The sequence below is a fragment of the Maridesulfovibrio salexigens DSM 2638 genome, from assembly GCF_000023445.1.
GTDB lineage: Bacteria > Desulfobacterota > Desulfovibrionia > Desulfovibrionales > Desulfovibrionaceae > Maridesulfovibrio > Maridesulfovibrio salexigens.
Genome location: NC_012881.1, coordinates 2,261,838 through 2,283,020 on the forward strand (window position 1 = coordinate 2,261,838; position 21,183 = coordinate 2,283,020).

Consider the following 21,183-nt stretch of genomic DNA (forward strand, 5'->3'; position numbering starts at 1 on the left):
TAAAAACTTAAAAAAACTCCAGATAAAACAAAAAGCCTCCGATCCTTGCAGGATCGGAGGCTTCATAAAAGCGAAACTAAGTTTCAGCTATGCGCTTTTCACTTCATTGTGGAAAAACAGAATGGGTTCCATTCCATTTTCAACAACGCTTTTGTTAATCACGCACTCTTTAACTCCGCTCATGGAGGGAAGCTTGTACATGATATCAAGCATGATGGATTCAAGCACATTGCGCAGACCGCGAGCCCCTGTTTTACGCTCAACAGCTTTAGCCGCAATGGATTTCAGCGCGTTGGCAGTAAAAGTCAGGCGCACACCGTCAAGCTCGAACATTTTCTTGTACTGCTTGACCAATGCGTTCTTGGGCTCCTGAAGGATACGCACAAGATCTTCCTCGCTCAGTTCGGAAAGAGCTGTCTGAACCGGAATGCGACCGACAAATTCGGGGATAAGACCGAATTTGACCAGATCCGCAGGTTCAGCCTTAGCGAAAAGCTCACTGATGCCTTTATCGGACTTCTGCTCTACCTTTGCACCGAAACCGATACCGGAACCGGACATGCGCTGCTGCACAATGGTATCCAGACCGATGAACGCACCGCCGAGGATGAACAGGATATTGGAGGTATCGAGCCTGATGAATTCCTGCTGGGGATGCTTACGGCCGCCCTTGGGAGGAATGTTGGCTTCGGTTCCTTCAATGATCTTGAGAAGAGCCTGCTGTACACCTTCACCGGAAACATCACGGGTGATAGAAGGACTGTCGCCCTTACGGGAAATCTTGTCGATCTCATCAATATAGATGATTCCGCGGGATGCAGCATCTATGTCGTAATCAGCGTTCTGCAAAAGCTGCACGAGAATGTTTTCAACATCCTCACCAACATAACCGGCTTCGGTCAGTGTGGTGGCATCCGCAATGGCAAAGGGAACTTTAAGAACTCTTGCCAGAGTCTGAGCCAGCAGGGTTTTACCGGAACCGGTAGGCCCGATCAGCAGAATGTTGCTCTTATCGATTTCTACATCATCAGTACCGCTGGACTGGGTGTAATACACACGCTTATAGTGATTGTGAACAGCAACAGCCAGAATCTTCTTAGGATGTTCCTGACCGATTACATATTCATCAAGCAGTTCTTTAATTTCCTGTGGGGACAGGAGTTTACCTGCATCGAACTCCTCACCGACCGCTTCCTGAGCCATGATGTTATTACAAAGCTGAACACACTCGTCGCAAATGTAAACATCAGGTCCGGCGATCAGACGCTGCACCTCATCCTGAGATTTGGAGCAAAAGGAGCAATGAAGGTCCTGTCCTGAACCTTGGTTTTCATTACTCATCAGGAATTAACCTTCCTTGGATTCAATATTTCCGCGATTCTCCAGAACTTTGTCGATCAGGCCGTATTCAACAGCTTCCTGAGCAGACATGAAGTTATCGCGATCCGTATCCTTCTCAATCTCTTCTACAGTTCTGCCGGTATTTTCGGCCATGATAGAGTTGAGGGATTTTCTAAGTCTTAAAATTTCACGGGCCTGAATATCAATGTCAGTAGCCTGACCCTGCGCACCGCCCAAAGGCTGGTGGATGAGGATGCGGCTATGCGGCAGGGAGTAACGCTGCCCTTTCTCACCTGCGCTGAGCAGGAAAGCACCCATGCTGGCGGCCTGTCCCATGCACAGGGTTGCCACCGGGGCGGAGATATACTGCATTGTATCGTAAATAGCCATACCGGCGGTTACTACGCCACCGGGGGAGTTGATATACATATAGATTTCTTTTTCAGGATCTTCTGATTCCAGAAAAAGAAGCTGTGCGCAAATTACGCTGGCAACATGGTCATTAACTTCGCCGCTGAGCAGGATGATTCTATCCTTGAGAAGACGGGAATAAATATCGTAAGCGCGTTCTGTGCGCCCTGTAGTTTCAACAACAATAGGTATGGTTCCAGACATCTATATCTCCCGGAAATATTTATTTATAAAAGGGAATTGAAATTAATGAAAAACCGCCCGATCCGGTACGGATAATCATATGAAAATTCATCCTAATCATTTGAATGCTTGAGTTCAAGCACAAATCCGGCGGGTCAAACTCTACAACGTGTTAACCGCATATAGAATTATTAACAACCCGTTTTCAAAAAAAATCAAAAAGGCGGCGCGGTAAGATAACCACGCCGCCTAACATGTTTATTTAAACGGTCGAGATTACTTGTCGTCCTTTTTAACAGGATCGATTTCAGTAACGTCTGCGTTTTCGTAGATGAACTCGGCAGCCTTGTCAGCGAGGAGACGGTCCTTGAGAGGAACAATGAGGTTGTTCTCTTCGTAGTAGGACTTTACGGAGCTGAGATCCTGCTGAGTCTGCTGTGCGATCTGGTAGAGAGCGCCTTCCACTTCCTGAGGTTCTACGGAAAGCTCTTCACGCTTTGCAACGTTGAGCAGGAAGATTTCAGTACGTACGGACTCTTCAGCCACGGGACGCTGTTCTTCACGGAGTTCTTCCATGGATTTGCCGAGAGACTCAAAGCTCTTACCGGAGCGCTCTGCGCGACCGATAACATCAGCAACCATGCGCTGCAGACGGTCTTCCATAAGAGAAGGAGGCAGCGGGAAGTCGAGTTCTTTAACGATACCGCTGATCAGCTTGGTCTGAGCTGCAGACTTGTTGAGCTGCTTGCGGTTTGCAGTGTAAGACTGCTTAACGATCTCACGCATTTTTTCAACGGATTCAAAACCGCCTGCCTGCTTAACAACATCGTCGGTAAGTTCGGGCATTTTGCGTTCTTTAACAGCGTGAACAGTAACCTTCATGGTTGCAGTCTTGCCTGCGAGATCGGAGTTGATGAAATCTTCGGGGAAAGTGATGTCGGTTTCACCGGACTCACCAGCTTTCAGGGTCTTAACGAATTCTTCGAACTCTTCGAGGGAGTGACCTTCACCGATGGGCAGGTCGAAGTTATCAGCCTGTACGCCGGGGATGGGCTCGCCGTCCATTTCTGCGGAGAAAGTTACGGAAGCGAGTTCACCGTCTTTAGCGGGACGGTCGTCCTCAATGGGAGCAATTTTAGCCATGGACTGCAGGAGTCTGTTTTCAACTTCCTTGAGTTCATCTTCGGTAACTTCAGCACGCTCTTCTTCAACGGGAAGACCGAGGTAACCGGGAGTATCGAATTCAGGAACAATTTCGAACTTAATTACGTAGCTGAAATCTTCACCGCGAACGAGTTCCTTAGCGTCAACGTCAATTTTAGAAACGGGAACGAGGGACTGGCCGTTGAGGATATCGTTGATCTGGTAGTTGATCAGGTCAGTGGTAGCTTCGTTGATGATCTGTTTTTTGTACTTGGACTGGATAACAGAAGCAGGAACTTTACCCTTTCTGAAACCTTTAACCGGGGTCTGTACTTTGTACAGGGCAACGGTTGCATCCAGAGCAGCACCAACTTCCTCAGCAGGTACGGAAACTTTAATCTCTCTCTCTACCGCTGAAACTTCTTCAATATTAAAATCCATCTTAGGCATCCTCCTAGAAAATATATCTGCCATGAGCAAACCGCTACGACAGTTGTGTACTTTAGCTTGTGTCGGTCAACGTGAAGACTTTCACATTATTCCAACAAAAGAACTGGGATTATTTAGGCAGTTTCCCCACAAAGTCAACCCCCATAAAGGAGTTGATTCACAAATAATGAGGATAAATTGAATTTTTCTCACTAAATTCCCGCAAGATGCCCTCTAATCCGTATCATTAATAAATAAAGCGGAACCCCGGTACAGGATTCCGCTTAAGCAAGGAGGAGATGCGTATTGATTAAAATTTATGCTGCAAGCTTCTGTTTGAGTGCGTCCCGCTTGGATTCAAAACGCTCAATCAGTGCCGCCTGCCCTTTGTGGTCCGGATTCAGAAAGCCAATGGCGAGGTCGTAAGCATGAACAGCCTCATCGACTTTACCTGACATCTGCAAAACAACCGCAAGATTGTTATGCAGGGTTGCCCGGTGAATTTTTTTGGACTTGCATTGCGACATTCCAATTGCGGCTTTTAAGTTATCTTCCGCCTTCCTGAAATCACCGTTGTTACAAGCCTGCATACCTTCTCTGTTCAATTCCCATGCTTTTCCGAGTTTGCACATATTACTCTCCTGAAATATATTTAAAATTATTTGAAAGTCTTTTTCCCTCTTGGTTGAACTCAAGATATTGAAAACGATTTTCAATGTCAAATGTAAATTTTAAAAAAATAAACCATATCAAAACTGACATGGTTTATTTCCTCGTGGAATAAGCACCTACACGGTGCATTCACTGGAATACTATCATCCCTGACAGGCAAACCTCGGAGACTCTGGTTGGTTATTTCCAAAGATTCTATCAGTAAAACGTACATACCATGCCGCAGACTGCACCTGAAGAATGTAAGCCACTGCAATTACAAGGGCAGCATCAGAGCCCTGCGCTCCAAATGCGTTAATAGCGATAGCCAACGCAATAGACAGGTTTCGCATAACCGAACCGTAAACAAGGGCAATGGCATCACCCCGCGGCAGAAAAGCCTTCCCAACCAGCGTGCTTAAGGTAAAATTGAATAAGTAAAGAAGCAACAACGGCACCAAGATACTCAGCAGAACTTCGGGTGCTGCAGCAATGGTCTTAGCCTTAAGAGCAAGGGCTACAAATACGATTCCAAGCACTCCCAGAGTAGAAAGGGGCGGAAATTTCGGACCTACAGACTTCTGGAAATCAGCCTGACCATACCTTTTCACGAGAAACCGCTGGGTCATAAAACCAAGAACCATAGGCAGAAAAACAATAAATACGATCTGCTTAAATACCGCCAAAAGATTGATCTCAATAGAAGCACCCATCAACCACTTTACGAAAACAGGGGTCAGCAAAGAGCCTACGACCAGTCCTACAACTGTCATCTTTACCGCTGCTGACATATTCCCCTTGGCAAATCCGGTCCATGAAATGGTCATTCCGCTAGTCGGAACCAATCCCGCAAGTAACAACCCCAGAGCCATGTAGGGCCTATCCGCGAAAAAATAGATCCCGAAACCAAAGGCGACAAAAGGAACAATCCCGAAATTGATCAACTGGGTCAGAAGCTGCGCTTTGCCATCTCCACCTTCAAAAACTTTCTTAATCTTTAAAGTAACCATCATGGGATAAACCATTAAAAAGGTGAACGGAATGATCATGGACTTGAGCCAAGCGGGATCAAAGTTCAATCCATAAATAAACCCTGCAAACATCATCATCGGAATAGCCAAAATCAAATTTTTTGTAATCTTCTGCAAAATGATCCACATATCATTCTCCAATTCATTAAAGTTCATTCATTGCCCTACCCCGCTCTCATGAGTTAAAAACTACAGCATACAAACCAAACGAACATTGATCTCGATCAACAGGACTCATTTCTAGAACAAACTATGAATAGAAAAAATATTGAAAAAGAGATCGGCAAATTACCCCTATTTGCCCAATTAAAAAAAGAACAGCTGGAAAGACTTTCCCAATATGCGGTAATTAATGACATCCCTAGGAAATCCATTTTCTTTAGCGAAGACAAAGCATCAAAGGGACTACACGTATTGCTGACTGGGAAAGTTAAACTTTTCAAAATTTCCGACGAAGGCAAAGAGCAGACAATCTTCGTATTCGGCCCCGGAGAACCTTTCTGCCTGTGTTCAGTCTTTTCCGATGGCGTGCTCCCGGCAAACATGAGTGCTTTGGAAGACAGCCGGGTTCTTTTCATCAACCCCACCGAATATGAAAAACTGGTTCAGGAAGACCCCACCATCCTGATGCAGATGATGCGGGTTATGTCCAGACGACTTAAAGATGCCATGGAAATGATCGACTCTTTATCACTTAAACAAGTACCATCAAGGCTTGCTGCCTATTTCCTGAGCCACGAAAAAAATGGTCAGGTAAACATGGATATATCCTATCGTGAGCTTTCCAAAATCATCGGGATCACACCTGAAGCACTCTCCAGAACCATGAAAAAAATGGGCTCCAATGGCTTAATTTCAGTTGATGGCTCCGAAATTGAAATCATCGACCGCGAAGAACTGAGCCGTTGCCGGGAAGGAGTATGTCTGAGCTAAACACATCTCTCAGCAAACTGAGCAACTTTGTACTATCCGGTTAAAACCTGCCTGTGCCACATTCTACCCATACTGAGAATGAGGAGAAAGACATATGAACATACTGGCATTTCTGGCTTACAGCATTGTAGTGACATTCACCCCCGGACCTTCAAACATTGTAATATTTTCCACAGCGCAAAACCACGGCTACAAAAAAGCACTTGAATTTGTGGCCGGTGCAACACTGGCTTTCGGCATACTGCTGAGCCTTTCCGCTGCCCTGAACAGCTATCTTTTTAATATGATGCCGCAGGTTCAAACCGTCATGACTGTTATCGGGACAAGCTACATGCTCTATCTCGCATGGAAAATCCTGCACATGGACGACGGCGGAAACTCGAAGAAGAGCGGCGGATTCATGACCGGATTCACCATGCAATTCATCAACCCCAAAGTAGTGCTTTTCACCCTGACCGTCATCGGCAGTTTTGTAATACCTGCTTTCTCTGATCCTCTGGACATTGCCCTGTATGTACTTATACTGACCTTTATCGGCTTCTGTGCCTACAGTTCTTGGGTCGTGCTGGGAACTCTTTTCCGTCGCTACCTGCGCCCCTATCAAAAACAGGCAAACATCATCCTGTCATTGACCATGGTCTACTGCGCGTGGTCCATTTCCGGACTGCAAAATTTACTTTAAATGTATTAGTTATGCGGGAATTCAACTACACACATCACGAAGACCTGACTGTTCTTTCAGCCAGATTTGATGAATTCAAATACAGGAAACACTCCCATGAGGAATACGCCATAGGAGTAACCCTGAAAGGAATTCAAAAATATTGGTTGGAAGGAGAGATGCTGTATTCAAAACCGGGCCGAATCATGCTTTTCAGCCCGGAACAATTACACGACGGCTGCTCCGGGGACGAAACAGGCCTAGAATATGTAATGACCTACATCCCGCGGGACCTTTTTGAAAAAGTCTCCGGCAAAAAGGACGTGCTGAAATTTTCCACGCCTATAATTAATGATCCGAAACTGGCAGCGAATATCATAAACCTGACCCGCTCCGTAGAAACAGGCCAAGGTGACCTGCTGACCAGCGAGCTGATCATGAACGTCATTGATCGAACAGCAAATACAGTCGAACCACGGCGAGCACTCCGGAATTACAAAGCAGTGCAACGCGCAGTCGAAATGATGCATGACAATTTCGAAGCACCGCTAAAGCTGGATGAAATCTGCAAGGAAGTGCAGATGTCCAAATTCCACTTCATCCGTCAGTTTAAGTCTGTGAAAGGGCTTTCGCCCTATCAGTTCTTCCTCAGTTGCAGGACTGAGCAGGCCAAAAAGCTCCTTAATGCCGGAGCAGAACTATACGCAGTCATGCTCGATTGCGGATTCTACGACCTTTCACATTTCAACCGCCAATTCAAAAGCGTGTATGGGCTCACCGCCAACGCATACTCAAAACTGTTGAATAAATCCTGCTGATCAATCATTGATATCAAAGTCGCCACCGGAATCGAAGTCCGTATCAATATCCGAATCAACGTCTCCTGAATCAAAATCATTATCATCAGAGTCATGCATGGTTGAAGCTATGTAATGAGTTTGGGCCATGGCCATCCCCATAGCCACGTCTTCATCATCCTGCTCTCGGCGCATACGGGCTGTCATATACTTACCCCGGCGATAAACTTTGCGCATCGCCCACCAGATCAGCAATCCACAAAAGCTGAGCAATCCGCCCATAAAAAACATTGCCAGAGCATCATCCGACCCCATATCTGGCTCCATAAATCCTGCTAGAATCAACAAAACTCCCGGAAAGAACAAAATCCCCCCCAGAATAAACAGGATTACCACCCTTACCCGTACTCCCCAACTGACTCCCATATGCACTCTCCTTACTGAGACTATTATGAATCATTTCAAGGATAGCACATTTCGGATCACAGCTCACGGTTTCGAATAAAAAAACCGCCCCCTCTCTGAAGGGGCGGTTTATTCTCACAAACTTTAGCGGATTAATTATCTATATCTTTCTGTATCGTTGGCAGTTCGTAATGATCGACTTTACCGGAAAGCATGTTCATCAATTTATATATACGGACTTTTCCGTCCTCCCATTTATAGCCATCCCATTTTCCGATATCCAGCCACACTCTCCCGGCCTCGGAGCCATCACGATAAGCTGTGATCTTTGCATCAGCCAGGTACAAACCGACCATCCATGCCCAGCGCCCTTCGTACGCGAGAGTCCATTCGCAAATATCAACGGAAGTATCCTGCGGATATATGTCCGGGGTAATCCCCTGCTCCCGCATCCATTCCTTAAGGGTCGTCTTAAAAAGCTCACGGGTATCATCATGTACAACAATGCAAACCTTCTCCGCCTGCAAAATCTCCGGGACTGGTTCGTTAATAACTTCAATAGATGAGCAACCAGTCATAAACCCCATAATCACTACAACAAAATATAACTTTAGGTACTGCAAATTTCCACCTCTATCATTGCTTAAGCGGGGATATAATGGTTCCACCTCAGGGTCAAGATTCCTGCCTTGCAAAATGAAACAGGTCGCACTGTAAAACAATGCGACCTGCTTCGGACAATGGAGTACGGGACCGTACTAGGAAGAAAGCTGTTTAATCAAAGTATTAAGTTCATCGCTCATCCGAACCAGTTCGGAACTGGCTTCATTAGCGGCATGCATGCCTTCCGCTGTCTGGGCGGCAATGGAGTTGATATCATCAACTGCCCGGTTAATCTCCTCACTGGTGGCGGATTGCTGTTCCGCCGCAGTTGCGATGGACTGTACCTGATCAGAGGTACCGTTAACGATTTCTGCGATTCTTTCAAGTGTCTGACCGGAACTATGTGCAATTTCTGTTGACTGCTCAACTGCATTGCTTGCAAGACGAACCCCTTCAATAGAGCGCTGAGCTCCATCCTGAATAGCCTTGATTGCTGTCCCCACCTCATCGGTAGCAGTCATGGTCTTCTCAGCAAGTTTGCGGACTTCATCGGCAACAACGGCAAATCCGCGCCCTGCTTCCCCTGCCCGAGCTGCCTCAATCGCAGCGTTCAGAGCCAACAGGTTAGTCTGATCAGCAATATCCTGAATAACTGTTATAACACTTCCCACGGAATCTGTCTGCTTTCCGAGATCACTCATGAAAGTCCCCAGATTTGTAGCATGTGTATTCATAGTCTCAATGGATTCGACCAGCTTTCGCCCTTCGTTCTGCCCTTCATGGGCATTATCTGCCGCAGCGGTAGCATTATCAGCAGCATCGACAGCATTACGAGCCACTTCAAGGGTGGTACTGTTCATCTCTTCCATGGCGGAAGCAGTTTCAGTAATTCTCTCGGACTGTAAAACCGCTCCCTTAGCCGCTTCTTCAATCTGGGAAGCGATTACGCCGGCAGCCGAATTAACCTGTCCGGTGATATCCACAAGCTCAGCTGCAACATTAGCGACTCTTTCAGCGTTTTCCTGAATTTTGCGTTGCTGCTGTTTGACTTCAGTAAGGTCGAAATAAATGGTCAAAGCACCGCACAATTCATTATCAAGATCATAAAATGGCTCGCCTGAAAACTGCAATTCATGAAGACCGCCATCCCCCTCAAAAGAAGTCTCACCTTCAATGCGGATGCCCTCGTTTACAACCCGGTCTGTCCTTGTTTTACGGGAGTTGTCACCGTACACATACCCACCGGTAGTTAAACCGTAATAATCTTCAGGCTTCCCTGTTTTACCGGAAATCTTGAAAAGTCTGTTACCAACATAATTTACTTTTGCCTCGGCATCACAGGTCATAAAAGGATAAGCCTCGGCAATAGCATTAAGCACCCCTTCTGAAAAACCGATCCTTTTTTTCAATGCATCAATGGTGACACACACCTGTTCACCAAGCTGCCCGAGATCCCCCTCACAGGATTCAGGCCTATTGGAATTAAAGTCTCCCTCTTCAACTCCCTTCAGATACATGGCAATAGCATCCGATTTTTTCGCAGCCCCTCTGCTTACCATCAGGACAGTAACTGTTCCTCCCAACAGTACAATCACAAAAACAGATAGAGCTGCAATCTGTGACATAAATTTCATGTCAGTTCCGAACTCCGCTGCAGCAAACACTGACAACGCACTCAGAACAGCACACACACCAACCCCAATCAGCAATTTGATCTTCATAGCACCCTCTGCCTCAAAAGGTTCAAAAGAAAATGAATCCACCCCGATAGAATCTGCTTTCAGATGAACATTTATGAACGACAACGAACACCATTTAAGCGATTCCGAAAAAGTTATTTTCGAAATTACTCAAAGAGACTACTTGAGTCAATAGATTGTGACAATTTTAGCTATCAAGATGTTGCATTAAGAAAATCAATTAAATTTTAGATAGTGCTAACAACAGCTATTACAACAGCAGCCAGAAGACCTATTAAATCTCAACTAACACAAAACAATGGAATTCTTCCCAAAACTTACAAATAGATCACGAAATTAAGGAGTTTTTTCTTGACAGATAAGCACAGTGATGGATAGTAAAACGTTCTGCGCGGGCAATTAGCTCAGTTGGATAGAGTGTCAGCCTCCGGAGCTGAAGGTCACAAGTTCGAATCTTGTATTGCCCGCCAATTATTTCAATAGTTTACAGCAAAAAGGTGAGTAAAATTATCAAATTTTACTCACCTTTTTGCTGTCCTAATATTTCAAGCCTGTTCGCGAGAACAGGCTTTTTTTATGACTTCTTAAAGGCGCCAGCCCTCCCACAGGAACTTAAAACGACTCCGGAACATAGCCTATTGCCCCTGCAAATGCTGAAGGGTCGAAGCTCAATCCCCCGAAGATCTCTTATAATATTTCAGCCTGAATATAGCCGTATTCATGGAATACGGACGGTATAACTTTGAAACATCCCAGTCCATGGACGTGTCTGTTGGAGCAGTACCTGTTTTACTCGCAAACTTGCGTACACTTTGTGGACAACAAGCATAGAAAACATATCTCACAAGTCCGTCGCTACCGTTCCCTCAAACTTTCAGTTTTGTACTTCATAAGCGGAGAAAGAAAATAAGTGATGAGCCTGCGTTTGCGGATTGCAACTTCAGCTGTTGCACGCATACCGGGGATTAATCTTACCTTCTGCCCATTCACAGGAATGAAATCCTGATTAAGCTTCACCCGGCACAAAAAAGTAAGATTTCCATCTTTATCTTGCACAGCGTCACTAGAAACGGACATGACCTCACCAGGAATAGAACCGTATTCTGTGTATGGAAAAGCCTCGAGCTTAACCTCTGCCAGCTGTCCTTCTTTCACAAAACCGATATCTCGGTTAAGTATACTGGCTTCAACCTCCAACACACTCTGTTCTGGAACGATAACCATTAACGGCTGTGCTTCCTTAACCACCCCGCCAATCGTGTGTACGGACAACTGCTGGACCTCACCATCAACGGGAGCAGTCAATTGCTGCAACCTGTTGCGCTGCTGGGCTTTAGCCAGACGCTGCTGGAGCGTTTCTATCATGTTCTCCGCATCCGATTTTTTATGCAATGTATCGCGCCTAAATTCAGATATGACCTGCTTCTTATCACGCTCAAGCTTTTCAATGGAGGCAAGACACTCCTGCTCCTCCTGCTTTGCGGACTCATAATCCTGTTCAGCTGCAACACGCTTCTGTTCCTGAAAAAGCCAATCATGCTCAGACGCAGAATCTTGCTCATAAAGCTTACGCATGGCCTCGGTGCGTTTGGTAATGATCTCCAAAACAGCAAATTTTTTCTTGATCTGATGCTTGAGGTTCTGCTGATGAATTTTGTCCTTTTCTATCTCACCGTTAATGCCGCTCAACTTGTCATTAATGGCCATCGCCTCATATTCAAAACGATGCTGATAAAGCAGCTTCAAGTTGGAATCTGTCCCCTCAGTAAAAACCAGTTTTTTATCGACCGAAGTACCGACTTTCCAACGACTCAATGCGCTGTAGAGAATATTGTCGCAGTATGCTCGGATAAGTTGATTTTCAAATTCCGTTATATCAGCTTCATTAATTGTCGGGTCCAGAGAAATAAGCAGATCGCCTTTTTTTACGCTCTGTCCTTCCTTAACCAGAATCTGCTGAACAACACCTATCTCGGCAGGCTGAATAATCTTGGCCTTGCCGCTAGGAATAATCTTGCCTGATGCAGTTGCAACTACATCAATGCGGCTGAATGTTGCCCATAGGACCGAAATCACCACAAAAAGAATAATTGTCCTGATAATTATACGCCCAGTTGGAGATGGGGGAGTCTCCACCACCTCAAGTGCTCCGGGCATAAATTCAGTTTCCTGCTTCGGCTTTGATTCAACCATCTTTCCGGCCCAGCCTCCAAGACTGGAGTAGGCCCGCATGGGCAGATGCAGAAGTATTCCCTTACGCCGCTTCTTCACTTCCGCCTCCCATATCCTTATTCTGATAATCCCAGAGTTTTCTATAGTATCCGTTCTGAGCGATAAGATCCGAATGTGTTCCTTGTTCTACTATCTTACCCTTATCCATAACAATGATTCGATCACAGAGACGAATAGTGGAAAGCCGATGCGCAATAACCATTACAGTGCGATTCTGACTGATAGCACTCATATTGTTTTGGATAATATGTTCAGATTCGTAATCAAGAGCACTAGTAGCTTCGTCCAAAATCAAGATTCTTGGGTTGGTCAGCAAGGCGCGAGCAATGGCGATTCGCTGCCGCTGACCGCCGGAAAGGGTCGATCCCTGTTCTCCGACCATGGTGGAATACCCTTCGGCCAACTCAAGGATAAAATCATGCGCCCCGGCGAGGGCTGCGGCATGCATGACCCGGTTCATATCCACACCGGGATCGGACAGGGCAATGTTTTCCCGGACATCGCGGTTGAATAGCTTACTTTCCTGCAGGACCACCCCGATCTGCCTACGCAGCCATGAAACTTCAACCAGATTGAGATCAATACCATCCACCAGCACACGTCCATTTTCAGGTGGATAAAACCGTTGCAACAAGCTGGTCAGGGTGCTTTTTCCTGAACCGGAACGGCCTACAATACCGATGGATTCACCGGGATTAACGGTCAGGTTGATATTATCCAGAATAAATGGTCCATCCGGACGATACCTGAAGCTGACATTCTCAAATCTGATTTGCCCCTTGATGGTTCCTGGATTTGTTGCGGCATTGTTTACCGCTTCCGTGGGGTTGTTGAGAATATCCCCAAGCCGCTCAAGGGAAACCCCGGCCTGCTGAAGATCCTGCCAGACCTTGGCAAGACGCAGGATCGGACCGCTGACCCGCTGGGCAAACATGTTGAAAGCCACAAGCTGCCCGATACTCATATCTCCGGCAATAACGGCCCGCGCACCGAACCAGATAACCAGCACGGTAGTTAATTTATTGATAAATTGTGTAGCCTGAACAGCAAAGTTACCCAAATTGTCCGCCCGGAAAGCCGAACGCACGTAATTGGCAATGGTATCTTCCCAACGGCGCTGGAACTGAGGTTCAACAGCCATAGCCTTAACAGTATGAATGTCCGATATTGTCTCCACCAGAAAAGCCTGATTCTCAGCTCCGCGCTGGAACTTATCTTCCAGAAATTTACGCAGGATCGGGGTGATACAGAAGGAAAGGATTACATACAACGGAATGATTGCCGCCACGACTCCTGTCAGCAGCGGGGAATAGCAAAGCATGGCAACAAAAAAAACAACGGTAAAACAAAGGTCGATTATCAGGGTCAACGTTGATCCGGTCAGGAAACGACGCAGACTTTCCAGTTCCCGCACACGGGCAACAGAATCACCCACCCGCCGGGAATTGAAATAAGCGATGGGCAGCTTGACCATATGATTGAAAAGCCGCGCTCCGAGCATGACATCCACCCGGTAGGCTGTGTGCGAAAAAAGCCATGTGCGCATACCCCCAAGAACAACCTCGAAAACCGAAACAATCAGAAGCCCCACAGCAAGCACATCAAGTGTGGTCAGCCCTTTGTTAACCAACACCTTATCTACAACCACCTGAAAAAATAACGGGGTAACCAAAGCAAAAATCTGTAGAAAAAATGAGGCCAGCAAGACTTCGCCGAACAGCTTTTTATACTTGATAATCGAAGGAATAAACCAGCTAAGATTGAACTTGCGCAATCCTTCCGGAAGGATACCCATACGGGTAAGCATGATAACCTGCCCACCCCAGTCCTTTTCAAGTTCCTCTTCCTTAACCAGTTCCGCACTGTCTTTTCTGGGATCCCTGATCAGGGCTGTACCATCACTGACCCGGCCCAGAACTTTCCAGACCCCATCATGGCCCAGAAACATTGCCGGGGTCGGTAGTATTGAAAGCTCATCAAAATCTTTGCGGGCTTCCTTGGCTTTTAATTTGATTGATTTTGCCGCCCGCAAGATTTCAATGCTGTCCATGAATTCTCCCCGGGGGGGATGTTCATGACGGACAGATTCCGTGGAAACCGGGATATTGTGAAAACGCGCAATAAAAACAAGGCACTCCAGACCTGAGTCAAGAGCCGCCGACTGGGTATCGTGCTGCATTGAGAATTGCCTAATGATATCGGAAAAGTTACTGCCGTATAGAACAAGGCCCGGAAAACAAATCTCCGGGCCTTTCAATAATCAGATTATGATGCAGGAGTGATATCCACAGCCATACTTGCCATCTGATCAGCTGTGTACATGCCGTTAACTGCTTCAAAGTAGAAGGATTCAACAGACTTGGAGGCATACCAGTCCTTGAACTGCATAATATCTTTATTCTCATTAGCAGCGATAAGCAGGTCATTGCCGTTCTTGTAGATACCTACGCTAGTGAAATCCTTGATGTAGGCAGTGTCGTTGCCGCCATTAGCATCCTCATAAATAACATCGTTCTGGTTGCCTTTCTGGAAGACATAGATATCGTCACCGGCTCCACCGAGGAGGTGGTCAGTGCCGGATCCACCGTACAAGGCATCATTGCCAGCACCGCCATTCAGGATATCATCACCGCCCAGACCGAGCAGGTTGTCATTTCCGTTACCACCGTATAAGATGTTACCGTTCGCAGCACCGGCGATGGTGTCGTTAAAAGCAGACCCTTGCACACTTTCAATTTCGCTAAGGGTATCGCCCTGGGCATCACCGCCGGTGCCTGTTCCAGCAGTAAGGTTAACAGTAACCGCAGCTGAAGATGCAGAGTAATCCGCAACGTCTACACCAGCTCCGCCTTTAAGCACGTCCGCACCGGAACCGCCGAGCAGAACATCGTTATCTGCGCCGCCATCAAGGGTATCGTCACCGCTTCCGCCAACAAGCTGATCATTACCAGCACCACCGGAAATGGTATCGTTACCGCCATTACCCCAGATCATATTATCCTCAGCATTACCCACAACAGTATCCGCTGCTGTGCCGCCGAAAACTTTTTCTACACTGGTAGTATTAGCCATATCGAAAGAACCGTTGACTACGAGGCTGTCCGTGCCTTCGCCACCGTCAACAAGGATATCCTCATTGTCTGCGGAGAATACATCATCGCCTGCGCCGCCCTTGAGGATGTCTGCGCCTGCACCACCAATAAGCTGGTCGTTACCTGCGCCACCTTCGAGGGTGTCGTTACCGCCGTTACCGTAGATGATATTGTTCTCGGCGTTACCGACAACAGTGTCCGCTGCGGTGCCACCCTGAACAACTTCCACGCTGGTAGTGTTGGCCATATTGAAAGAACCGTTAACTACAGCGATGTCATTTCCTTCACCGCCGTCAACGAGGGTATCGTCGTTATCTGCCGCGATAATGTCGTCGCCCTTACCGCCTTTGATTACATCTGCGCCTGCGCCGCCGATAAGCTGGTCGTTACCGTCACCGCCTTCGAGGGTATCGTTGCCGCCGTTACCGTAAATAATATTGTTCTCGGCGTTACCGATGATTGTGTTCGCATCATCGCTGCCGATAGCTTTTTCTACGTTAACAGTATTAACCATATTGAAGGAACCGCTGACAGACAGGCTGTCTGTGCCTTCGCCGCCGTCAACGAGGGTATCGTCGTTATCTGCCGCGATAATGTCGTCGCCCTTACCGCCTTTGATTACATCTGCGCCTGCGCCGCCGATAAGCTGGTCATTACCGTCGCCGCCGTTGATGGTGTCATTGCCTGAGCCGCCGTAAATGGTATCGTTACCGACAGTCCCGTTGATTGTGTCATTACCATCTCCGCCACGAAACTCTTCAATGCCGACGATGATAGCATCGTCAGACATCTTCCCATCTACAACAAGCACATCATGCCCGGCACCGCCATCAATCCGTTTATCCTGCGCATCAGCAATAAGGATATCATCACCGGCACCGCCGAAAAGCCTATCTGCCCCGGCACCGCCAATAAGCACATCATTCCCGCCATCGCCGTACAACGTATCATTTCCGGTCTTGCCGTTAATATAATCATTGCCGTCTCCGCCGTGGAGGATGTCTTTAAATGAGCGTCTAGGCCCTTTGTATGTTCCCTTCCAGGTAGGAACAAATTCAGGCATTTCCTGAGGCTCATCTCCGGGCACGTAATCATTGCTCACAAAAGTATAACCAAGGGAATCACCTTCTATAAAGTCACCCTTGTCGGAGCCAACTACTTCATGGCTTAAGGCATTATAACCATTAGGGTTTAAATGCTCTGTGATCCTAAATGGACCAACAATAGGATACGGAAATTTCGCAGACGGGTTATTGACATCATAAATGGGCCTAGGGCTCCATCCTTTTGCCATCATTGAATGCCCTTTCAAGGTATCCGATTTCATTTCGAAACTGCAGCCATTAATAATGGCATTAATTCTTGCAGTTAAATCTATCGCCATAGTCAATTCTCCTAATAGTTAAAGATTAATAAGAAAATTTATTACTCAATCTCATCAACACGCTTGCCCATAATCCAAAGATTACCTGCTTTCACACCGGAGATACTGCTGCTGCGGGAAACGCTTCCACCGATAAAGACACTATCTTCATCACCTTCACCCATGGCCAACAAGCTGTTTGCAAGGTCGCCGGCAATAGAAACCATGTCATCACCCGCCCCCATATCAATGAAGCTGTCCAAGACACTGGCAATTGATTTAAACGAATCATTACCGTCACCACCATTAATTCTGGTATTGTGCATTATTAAGCGACCGGTAAGGCTGTCATTACCGCTGCCGAGATTGATTGTGCTGTAAGAGGTATCCATAACTCTTACGGAATCATTGCCGCTTCCGGTGTCAATATGAGCATAGATGGCATCTGCGTCCTTAGCAGCAATGACATCATCTCCAGCACCCATATCAACACTTGCGCCAATATGGTCGGCAACTTTTAATGTATCATCTCCGGCTCCGGTTTTAATATTTCCAGCTACGACGCTAGCTTCGATAGTGTCATCACCTGCTCCAGTGTCCAATGATCCGTTAAGCCCACCGATTGAAACCGTATCATCGCCATCCCCGGTCTTGATATTGCTGCTAATTCCACTATGATACGCAATAATGGTATCATCACCATCACCCATGGTGATGTTTGAACTACTTATTCTACCGTCAACCTTGATCGTATCATTGCCTTCGCCAGTATTGATGTCGGAATGATAAACCCTACCCTCTACCTGAACAGTATCGTCTCCGGCTCCGGTAGTGACTGTCTTGTTGTACATTTCGCCTTTGACAATGATTGTGTCATCACCGTCACCGCCATCGATTGTGGAACTTTTACCGTCCTGACCGTTTCTATTTTTCTCGCTGTACAAATCCACAATTGTATCATTGCCCTTACCACCACTTACATCCTTGCCTTCCTGTGAAATGATGATGTCATCGCCATCGGTTTCAGCACCTTTGGTATAGTCACTGACGTTTAGAGATCCATCCTCGTTCTCGCTCAGAATGGTGTCTTTCTTGAGGATAAAGCTGTACTCTAGCTTTCCGTCCGGCTTGAAAACATTGGCTTGAAAACCGTAATGGTCACCGCCGAAAGTATCATTCTGTCCCCCGGCAAACATGACTTTAGCAATGGTCAAAGTACGACCGGACTGCGTGGTGACGCTGGCCATAGGCTCTGCTGTGGCCCCCTCCGGCATCTCGGCTATGACCGAGTACTGCCCATCCGCAAGCTGCAACGGATTTTGCTGGTGCTTGGACAGATTCTTGGCGTCATCAGACAGATCAAGATTATCGCCCCGACTCTGCCCCCCTTTATCCGCTACCTGACCAACCTTAGCCACAGACGCGGTAGAAACTGCTGCTGTCGGAGCCTCAGTAGGAGCTGCTGCCGGAGACCCAACGGAACTGTCTTGATTCGAAATAGGTGAAACCATATCATCCTCCAGTAATTGTAGAAAATTTCAAATATTAAACTAGGTCAAAACACACATAATTGCCGACTACATGAGCACATTAATTATATCGGCAATACATTCAATAACTTTAGGAATTTTAATGGAAATTAAGATTAGCTCTTAATATTATAAAGCAGAATAGATAAGTGCAGGACTTAATAGAAAGGACCAATAACAAAATAAAAAAATTCTTAGCAGAAAGGATAAGCTATTTGCTTGAGAACATGCCGGGGCGACACAAAACAGACAATACATAAATATAAACTCCCTTAAGCTGCCCCCGACCATGTACAGCTCAAAAAGCGATTTAGACGCCAAAAATTTGCGCATTTCATTATCAAAATGATCAATATGTGGTATAGTTATATACGTGCTAGCATGTTTAATGTTATGAATATGTCAACTCAAAGATAAAGATTTTCTTAATTTTTCTCAAAAAAGAGAAATTAATAAGATTAATACCCTGCTTTATAACCTTCCATCTCCTTAATGAATTCTCCATCAATACTACTTAAAAGCACTTTCCCAATATCCAAGCTGTTATTTCCGCTTCCAGTTAAAAGGGTACTTTTTATAAATTCCCTTAAATCTATCTTGTTATTGCCATTACCAAGATTGAAGGCTGAATCTTCTGAATATAATCCACCCACACGATCATTTCCTGATCCCATATCTACTGTGCTATAGACAAAACGGTCAGAATAAACATAATCATCGCCTTTGCCCATATGCAGGGTTGTACGGGTATCACTGGCTATCACGGTGTCATTACCATCTCCACCATAAACTCTAACGCCCCAAAGCCAACCGGTTTTTACGCTGTCATTACCATCTCCAAGATACAGTGCTGATTTATCAGAGTCGGAAGCAAGAATTCCAAATTTTGCATTAACTTTATCATCTCCTGCACCGGTATTAATTGAACTTCGTTCTGACATCCCTATCGTCTGCTCAGCACTGATACTATCGTTACCAGCTCCGGTAGTTATTTTAGACTTTTGGTGTAGATGTATTGATTCACCAGACTGCACAACATCATTTCCTGCACCGGTAGAAATACTGCCACCATAATTCACCCCCACAGAAAAACCAGACTGCACAACGTCATCACCTGCACCAGTAGAAATACGACCGCCATTATCCGCTCCAAGGCCATGGCCAGACTTCACAACATCATCACCATCTCCAGTAGAAATTTCTCCACCTAAATTTGCGCTAATATTTTTTTCGGCATATATGGTGTCGTTTCCATCACCCGTGGAAATTGTACTGCCATAAGAGACAACACCCTTAACTTTAATCGTGTCATCACCAGCACCTGTGGAAACTGTGCTACCACCTCTGGCACCCACCCCATTTGCAATGATCTTATCATCGCCGTACCCGGTACTTAGATTCCCTTCTCTAAGGAGGATATTCCCAGAAACGTTAAAGGAATCATTACCGCTACCAGTCTTTACAGAACTGCCGTCATAAATATTGATACTTTCAGCACTGATTGAATCGTCCCCGGAACCGGTATCAATTATGTAGGCGCCACCCTGCAAATCAATCTCTTCAGCACTTATGGAATCACTTCCGTCACCTGTACTGATATTGCCCTGAATATTCTTGGCACTGACAGTATCATCTCCGGCTCCGGTATCAATATTCCCTTTAAGAGTTCCTTCAGCCTTAACAGAGTCATTCCCGGAACCGGTCTGAACTGTTCCCTCGAAATCTTCTCCGAGCACAACGGTGTCATCTCCGGCACCTGTATCAATCACTGCATCCTTCGAGGCACTGAAAACCGTATCTTTACCGGCTCCAGTGCAGATTTCAGCACCGTCACCACCAGCAACGATGATATCGTCACCGTCAGTTTCCATTCCATTCTCGTATTGATTTACGGAAAACTTGCCCTCAGAATTTTCTGAAAAGATCATACTGCTGCTGACAAAATACTTTTGCTCATCCTCTCCTTCCAGACCTGTGACGCGGGCCATGTAACCCAACTCGCGCACTTGGGCATCGGCTCCTTCAACAGCGGGAGGAATAATCTGTGTCACCCGCTCAAAACTTACTGTCCGGCCCATCTGGGTTGTAGCTGTGCCCAAGACTTCATAGTTTGCATTCTTCGGCATGGCGATACGCACAGGTTCCACAGCAGAAACACCTTCTGTAGCTTTTGCAGCTTCACACATAGCCGACTGTTTTTTCGCCAAATTCTTAGCATCGTCTGAAAGTTCAATCTTGTCGCTCTGGGCCAGCCCCTCTTTGCCTGATTCCTGCTTAATCTTACCCACAGCATTTGCAGCCTGAGTTTCCCGATTTTTACTCAATCTATCTTCTGAGACCAACTGAGATTCAATACCATTACCCTGACCTGAAATAGGAGAAGCCATATTATCCTCCAGAGATTGTTAGAAAATTTCAAAAATTAAATTAGGTCAAAATACACATAATTACCGACCATGTGAGCATATTAATTATATCGACAATACATTCGATAACTTTAGGAATTTAAATAGAAATTAAGATTAGCTCTTAATATTATAAAGCAGAATAGATCAGTGCAGGACTTAATAAAAATGACCAATGACAAGACAAAAAGTTTTTAAGCAGAAATGATAAGCAATTTACTTGAAGACATGCCGGGGCGGCAGAAAACACACGATACATAAATATAAACTCCCT

16 protein-coding genes and 1 tRNA gene are annotated in these 21,183 nt (G+C 46.0%); 4 read left to right on the top strand and 13 right to left on the bottom strand.

Annotated features, from left to right (window positions below; translation table 11 throughout):
• Positions 1 to 87 precede the first annotated feature (87 nt).
• The 5 genes from clpX to DESAL_RS10360 form a co-directional block, all read right to left on the bottom strand.
• Entirely contained in the window at positions 88 to 1,341 is a 1,254-nt protein-coding gene (gene clpX, locus DESAL_RS10340) for an ATP-dependent Clp protease ATP-binding subunit ClpX (RefSeq protein ID WP_015851937.1), read from the bottom strand.
• A gap of 6 nt (positions 1,342 to 1,347) precedes the next feature.
• Positions 1,348 to 1,956 carry an ATP-dependent Clp endopeptidase proteolytic subunit ClpP gene (gene clpP, locus DESAL_RS10345; protein ID WP_015851938.1) on the bottom strand — a complete coding sequence of 203 codons (609 nt, stop codon included), beginning with the start codon at positions 1,954 to 1,956 and terminating at the stop codon, positions 1,348 to 1,350.
• Positions 1,957 to 2,211: 255 nt separating this feature from the next.
• Entirely contained in the window at positions 2,212 to 3,519 is a 1,308-nt protein-coding gene (tig, locus tag DESAL_RS10350) for a trigger factor (protein WP_015851939.1), read from the bottom strand.
• Positions 3,520 to 3,824: 305 nt separating this feature from the next.
• Positions 3,825 to 4,139: a hypothetical protein gene (locus tag DESAL_RS10355; RefSeq protein ID WP_015851940.1), complete on the bottom strand. Its 315-nt coding sequence runs from the start codon at positions 4,137 to 4,139 to the stop codon at positions 3,825 to 3,827.
• Positions 4,140 to 4,322: 183 nt separating this feature from the next.
• A complete protein-coding gene (locus DESAL_RS10360) occupies positions 4,323 to 5,318 on the bottom strand; it encodes an arsenic resistance protein (protein WP_015851941.1) in 996 nt (331 codons plus the stop codon).
• Between the two features lie 123 nt (positions 5,319 to 5,441).
• Here DESAL_RS10360 and DESAL_RS10365 point away from each other — a divergent pair, with 123 nt between their 5' ends.
• From DESAL_RS10365 to DESAL_RS10375, 3 genes are all read left to right on the top strand, one after another.
• Positions 5,442 to 6,122, top strand: a complete 681-nt coding sequence (locus tag DESAL_RS10365; protein ID WP_015851942.1) for a Crp/Fnr family transcriptional regulator — start codon at positions 5,442 to 5,444, stop codon at positions 6,120 to 6,122.
• A gap of 94 nt (positions 6,123 to 6,216) precedes the next feature.
• On the top strand, positions 6,217 to 6,804 hold the full coding sequence (locus tag DESAL_RS10370; RefSeq protein WP_015851943.1) for a LysE family transporter: 588 nt from the start codon (positions 6,217 to 6,219) through the stop codon (positions 6,802 to 6,804).
• A gap of 11 nt (positions 6,805 to 6,815) precedes the next feature.
• Complete coding sequence (locus tag DESAL_RS10375; protein WP_015851944.1) at positions 6,816 to 7,601, top strand: AraC family transcriptional regulator; 786 nt, start codon at positions 6,816 to 6,818, stop codon at positions 7,599 to 7,601.
• Here DESAL_RS10375 and DESAL_RS10380 read toward each other — a convergent pair whose 3' ends face one another.
• The 3 genes from DESAL_RS10380 to DESAL_RS10390 all read right to left on the bottom strand — a co-directional run bounded on the left by DESAL_RS10380 (position 7,602) and on the right by DESAL_RS10390 (position 10,309).
• Positions 7,602 to 8,006, bottom strand: a complete 405-nt coding sequence (locus DESAL_RS10380) for a hypothetical protein (RefSeq protein ID WP_015851945.1) — start codon at positions 8,004 to 8,006, stop codon at positions 7,602 to 7,604.
• 131 nt (positions 8,007 to 8,137) lie between these two features.
• Positions 8,138 to 8,572, bottom strand: a complete 435-nt coding sequence (locus tag DESAL_RS10385) for an Sbal_3080 family lipoprotein (RefSeq protein WP_157046940.1) — start codon at positions 8,570 to 8,572, stop codon at positions 8,138 to 8,140.
• 171 nt (positions 8,573 to 8,743) lie between these two features.
• The gene (locus tag DESAL_RS10390) at positions 8,744 to 10,309 is read right to left on the bottom strand and encodes a methyl-accepting chemotaxis protein (protein WP_015851947.1); all 1,566 of its coding nucleotides are present in this window, start codon (positions 10,307 to 10,309) and stop codon (positions 8,744 to 8,746) included.
• Between the two features lie 372 nt (positions 10,310 to 10,681).
• Here DESAL_RS10390 and DESAL_RS10395 point away from each other — a divergent pair.
• Positions 10,682 to 10,758 (top strand) — tRNA-Arg (locus tag DESAL_RS10395).
• Positions 10,759 to 11,143: 385 nt separating this feature from the next.
• Here the strand turns inward: DESAL_RS10395 and DESAL_RS10400 are convergent.
• The 5 genes from DESAL_RS10400 to DESAL_RS10420 all read right to left on the bottom strand — a co-directional run bounded on the left by DESAL_RS10400 (position 11,144) and on the right by DESAL_RS10420 (position 20,891).
• Positions 11,144 to 12,559, bottom strand: a complete 1,416-nt coding sequence (locus DESAL_RS10400) for an HlyD family type I secretion periplasmic adaptor subunit (RefSeq protein ID WP_015851948.1) — start codon at positions 12,557 to 12,559, stop codon at positions 11,144 to 11,146.
• Positions 12,543 to 14,699: a type I secretion system permease/ATPase gene (locus DESAL_RS10405; RefSeq protein ID WP_015851949.1), complete on the bottom strand. Its 2,157-nt coding sequence runs from the start codon at positions 14,697 to 14,699 to the stop codon at positions 12,543 to 12,545. Before DESAL_RS10405 ends, DESAL_RS10400 begins: the two co-directional genes overlap by 17 nt.
• An 86-nt stretch (positions 14,700 to 14,785) precedes the next feature.
• Positions 14,786 to 16,996, bottom strand: coding sequence for a calcium-binding protein (locus DESAL_RS10410; RefSeq protein WP_015851950.1), 2,211 nt, complete (start codon positions 16,994 to 16,996; stop codon positions 14,786 to 14,788).
• Between the two features lie 41 nt (positions 16,997 to 17,037).
• Positions 17,038 to 18,486, bottom strand: coding sequence for a calcium-binding protein (locus DESAL_RS10415; protein WP_015851951.1), 1,449 nt, complete (start codon positions 18,484 to 18,486; stop codon positions 17,038 to 17,040).
• A gap of 476 nt (positions 18,487 to 18,962) precedes the next feature.
• On the bottom strand, positions 18,963 to 20,891 hold the full coding sequence (locus DESAL_RS10420) for a calcium-binding protein (RefSeq protein ID WP_015851952.1): 1,929 nt from the start codon (positions 20,889 to 20,891) through the stop codon (positions 18,963 to 18,965).
• Between the last annotated feature and the right edge of the window lie 292 nt (positions 20,892 to 21,183).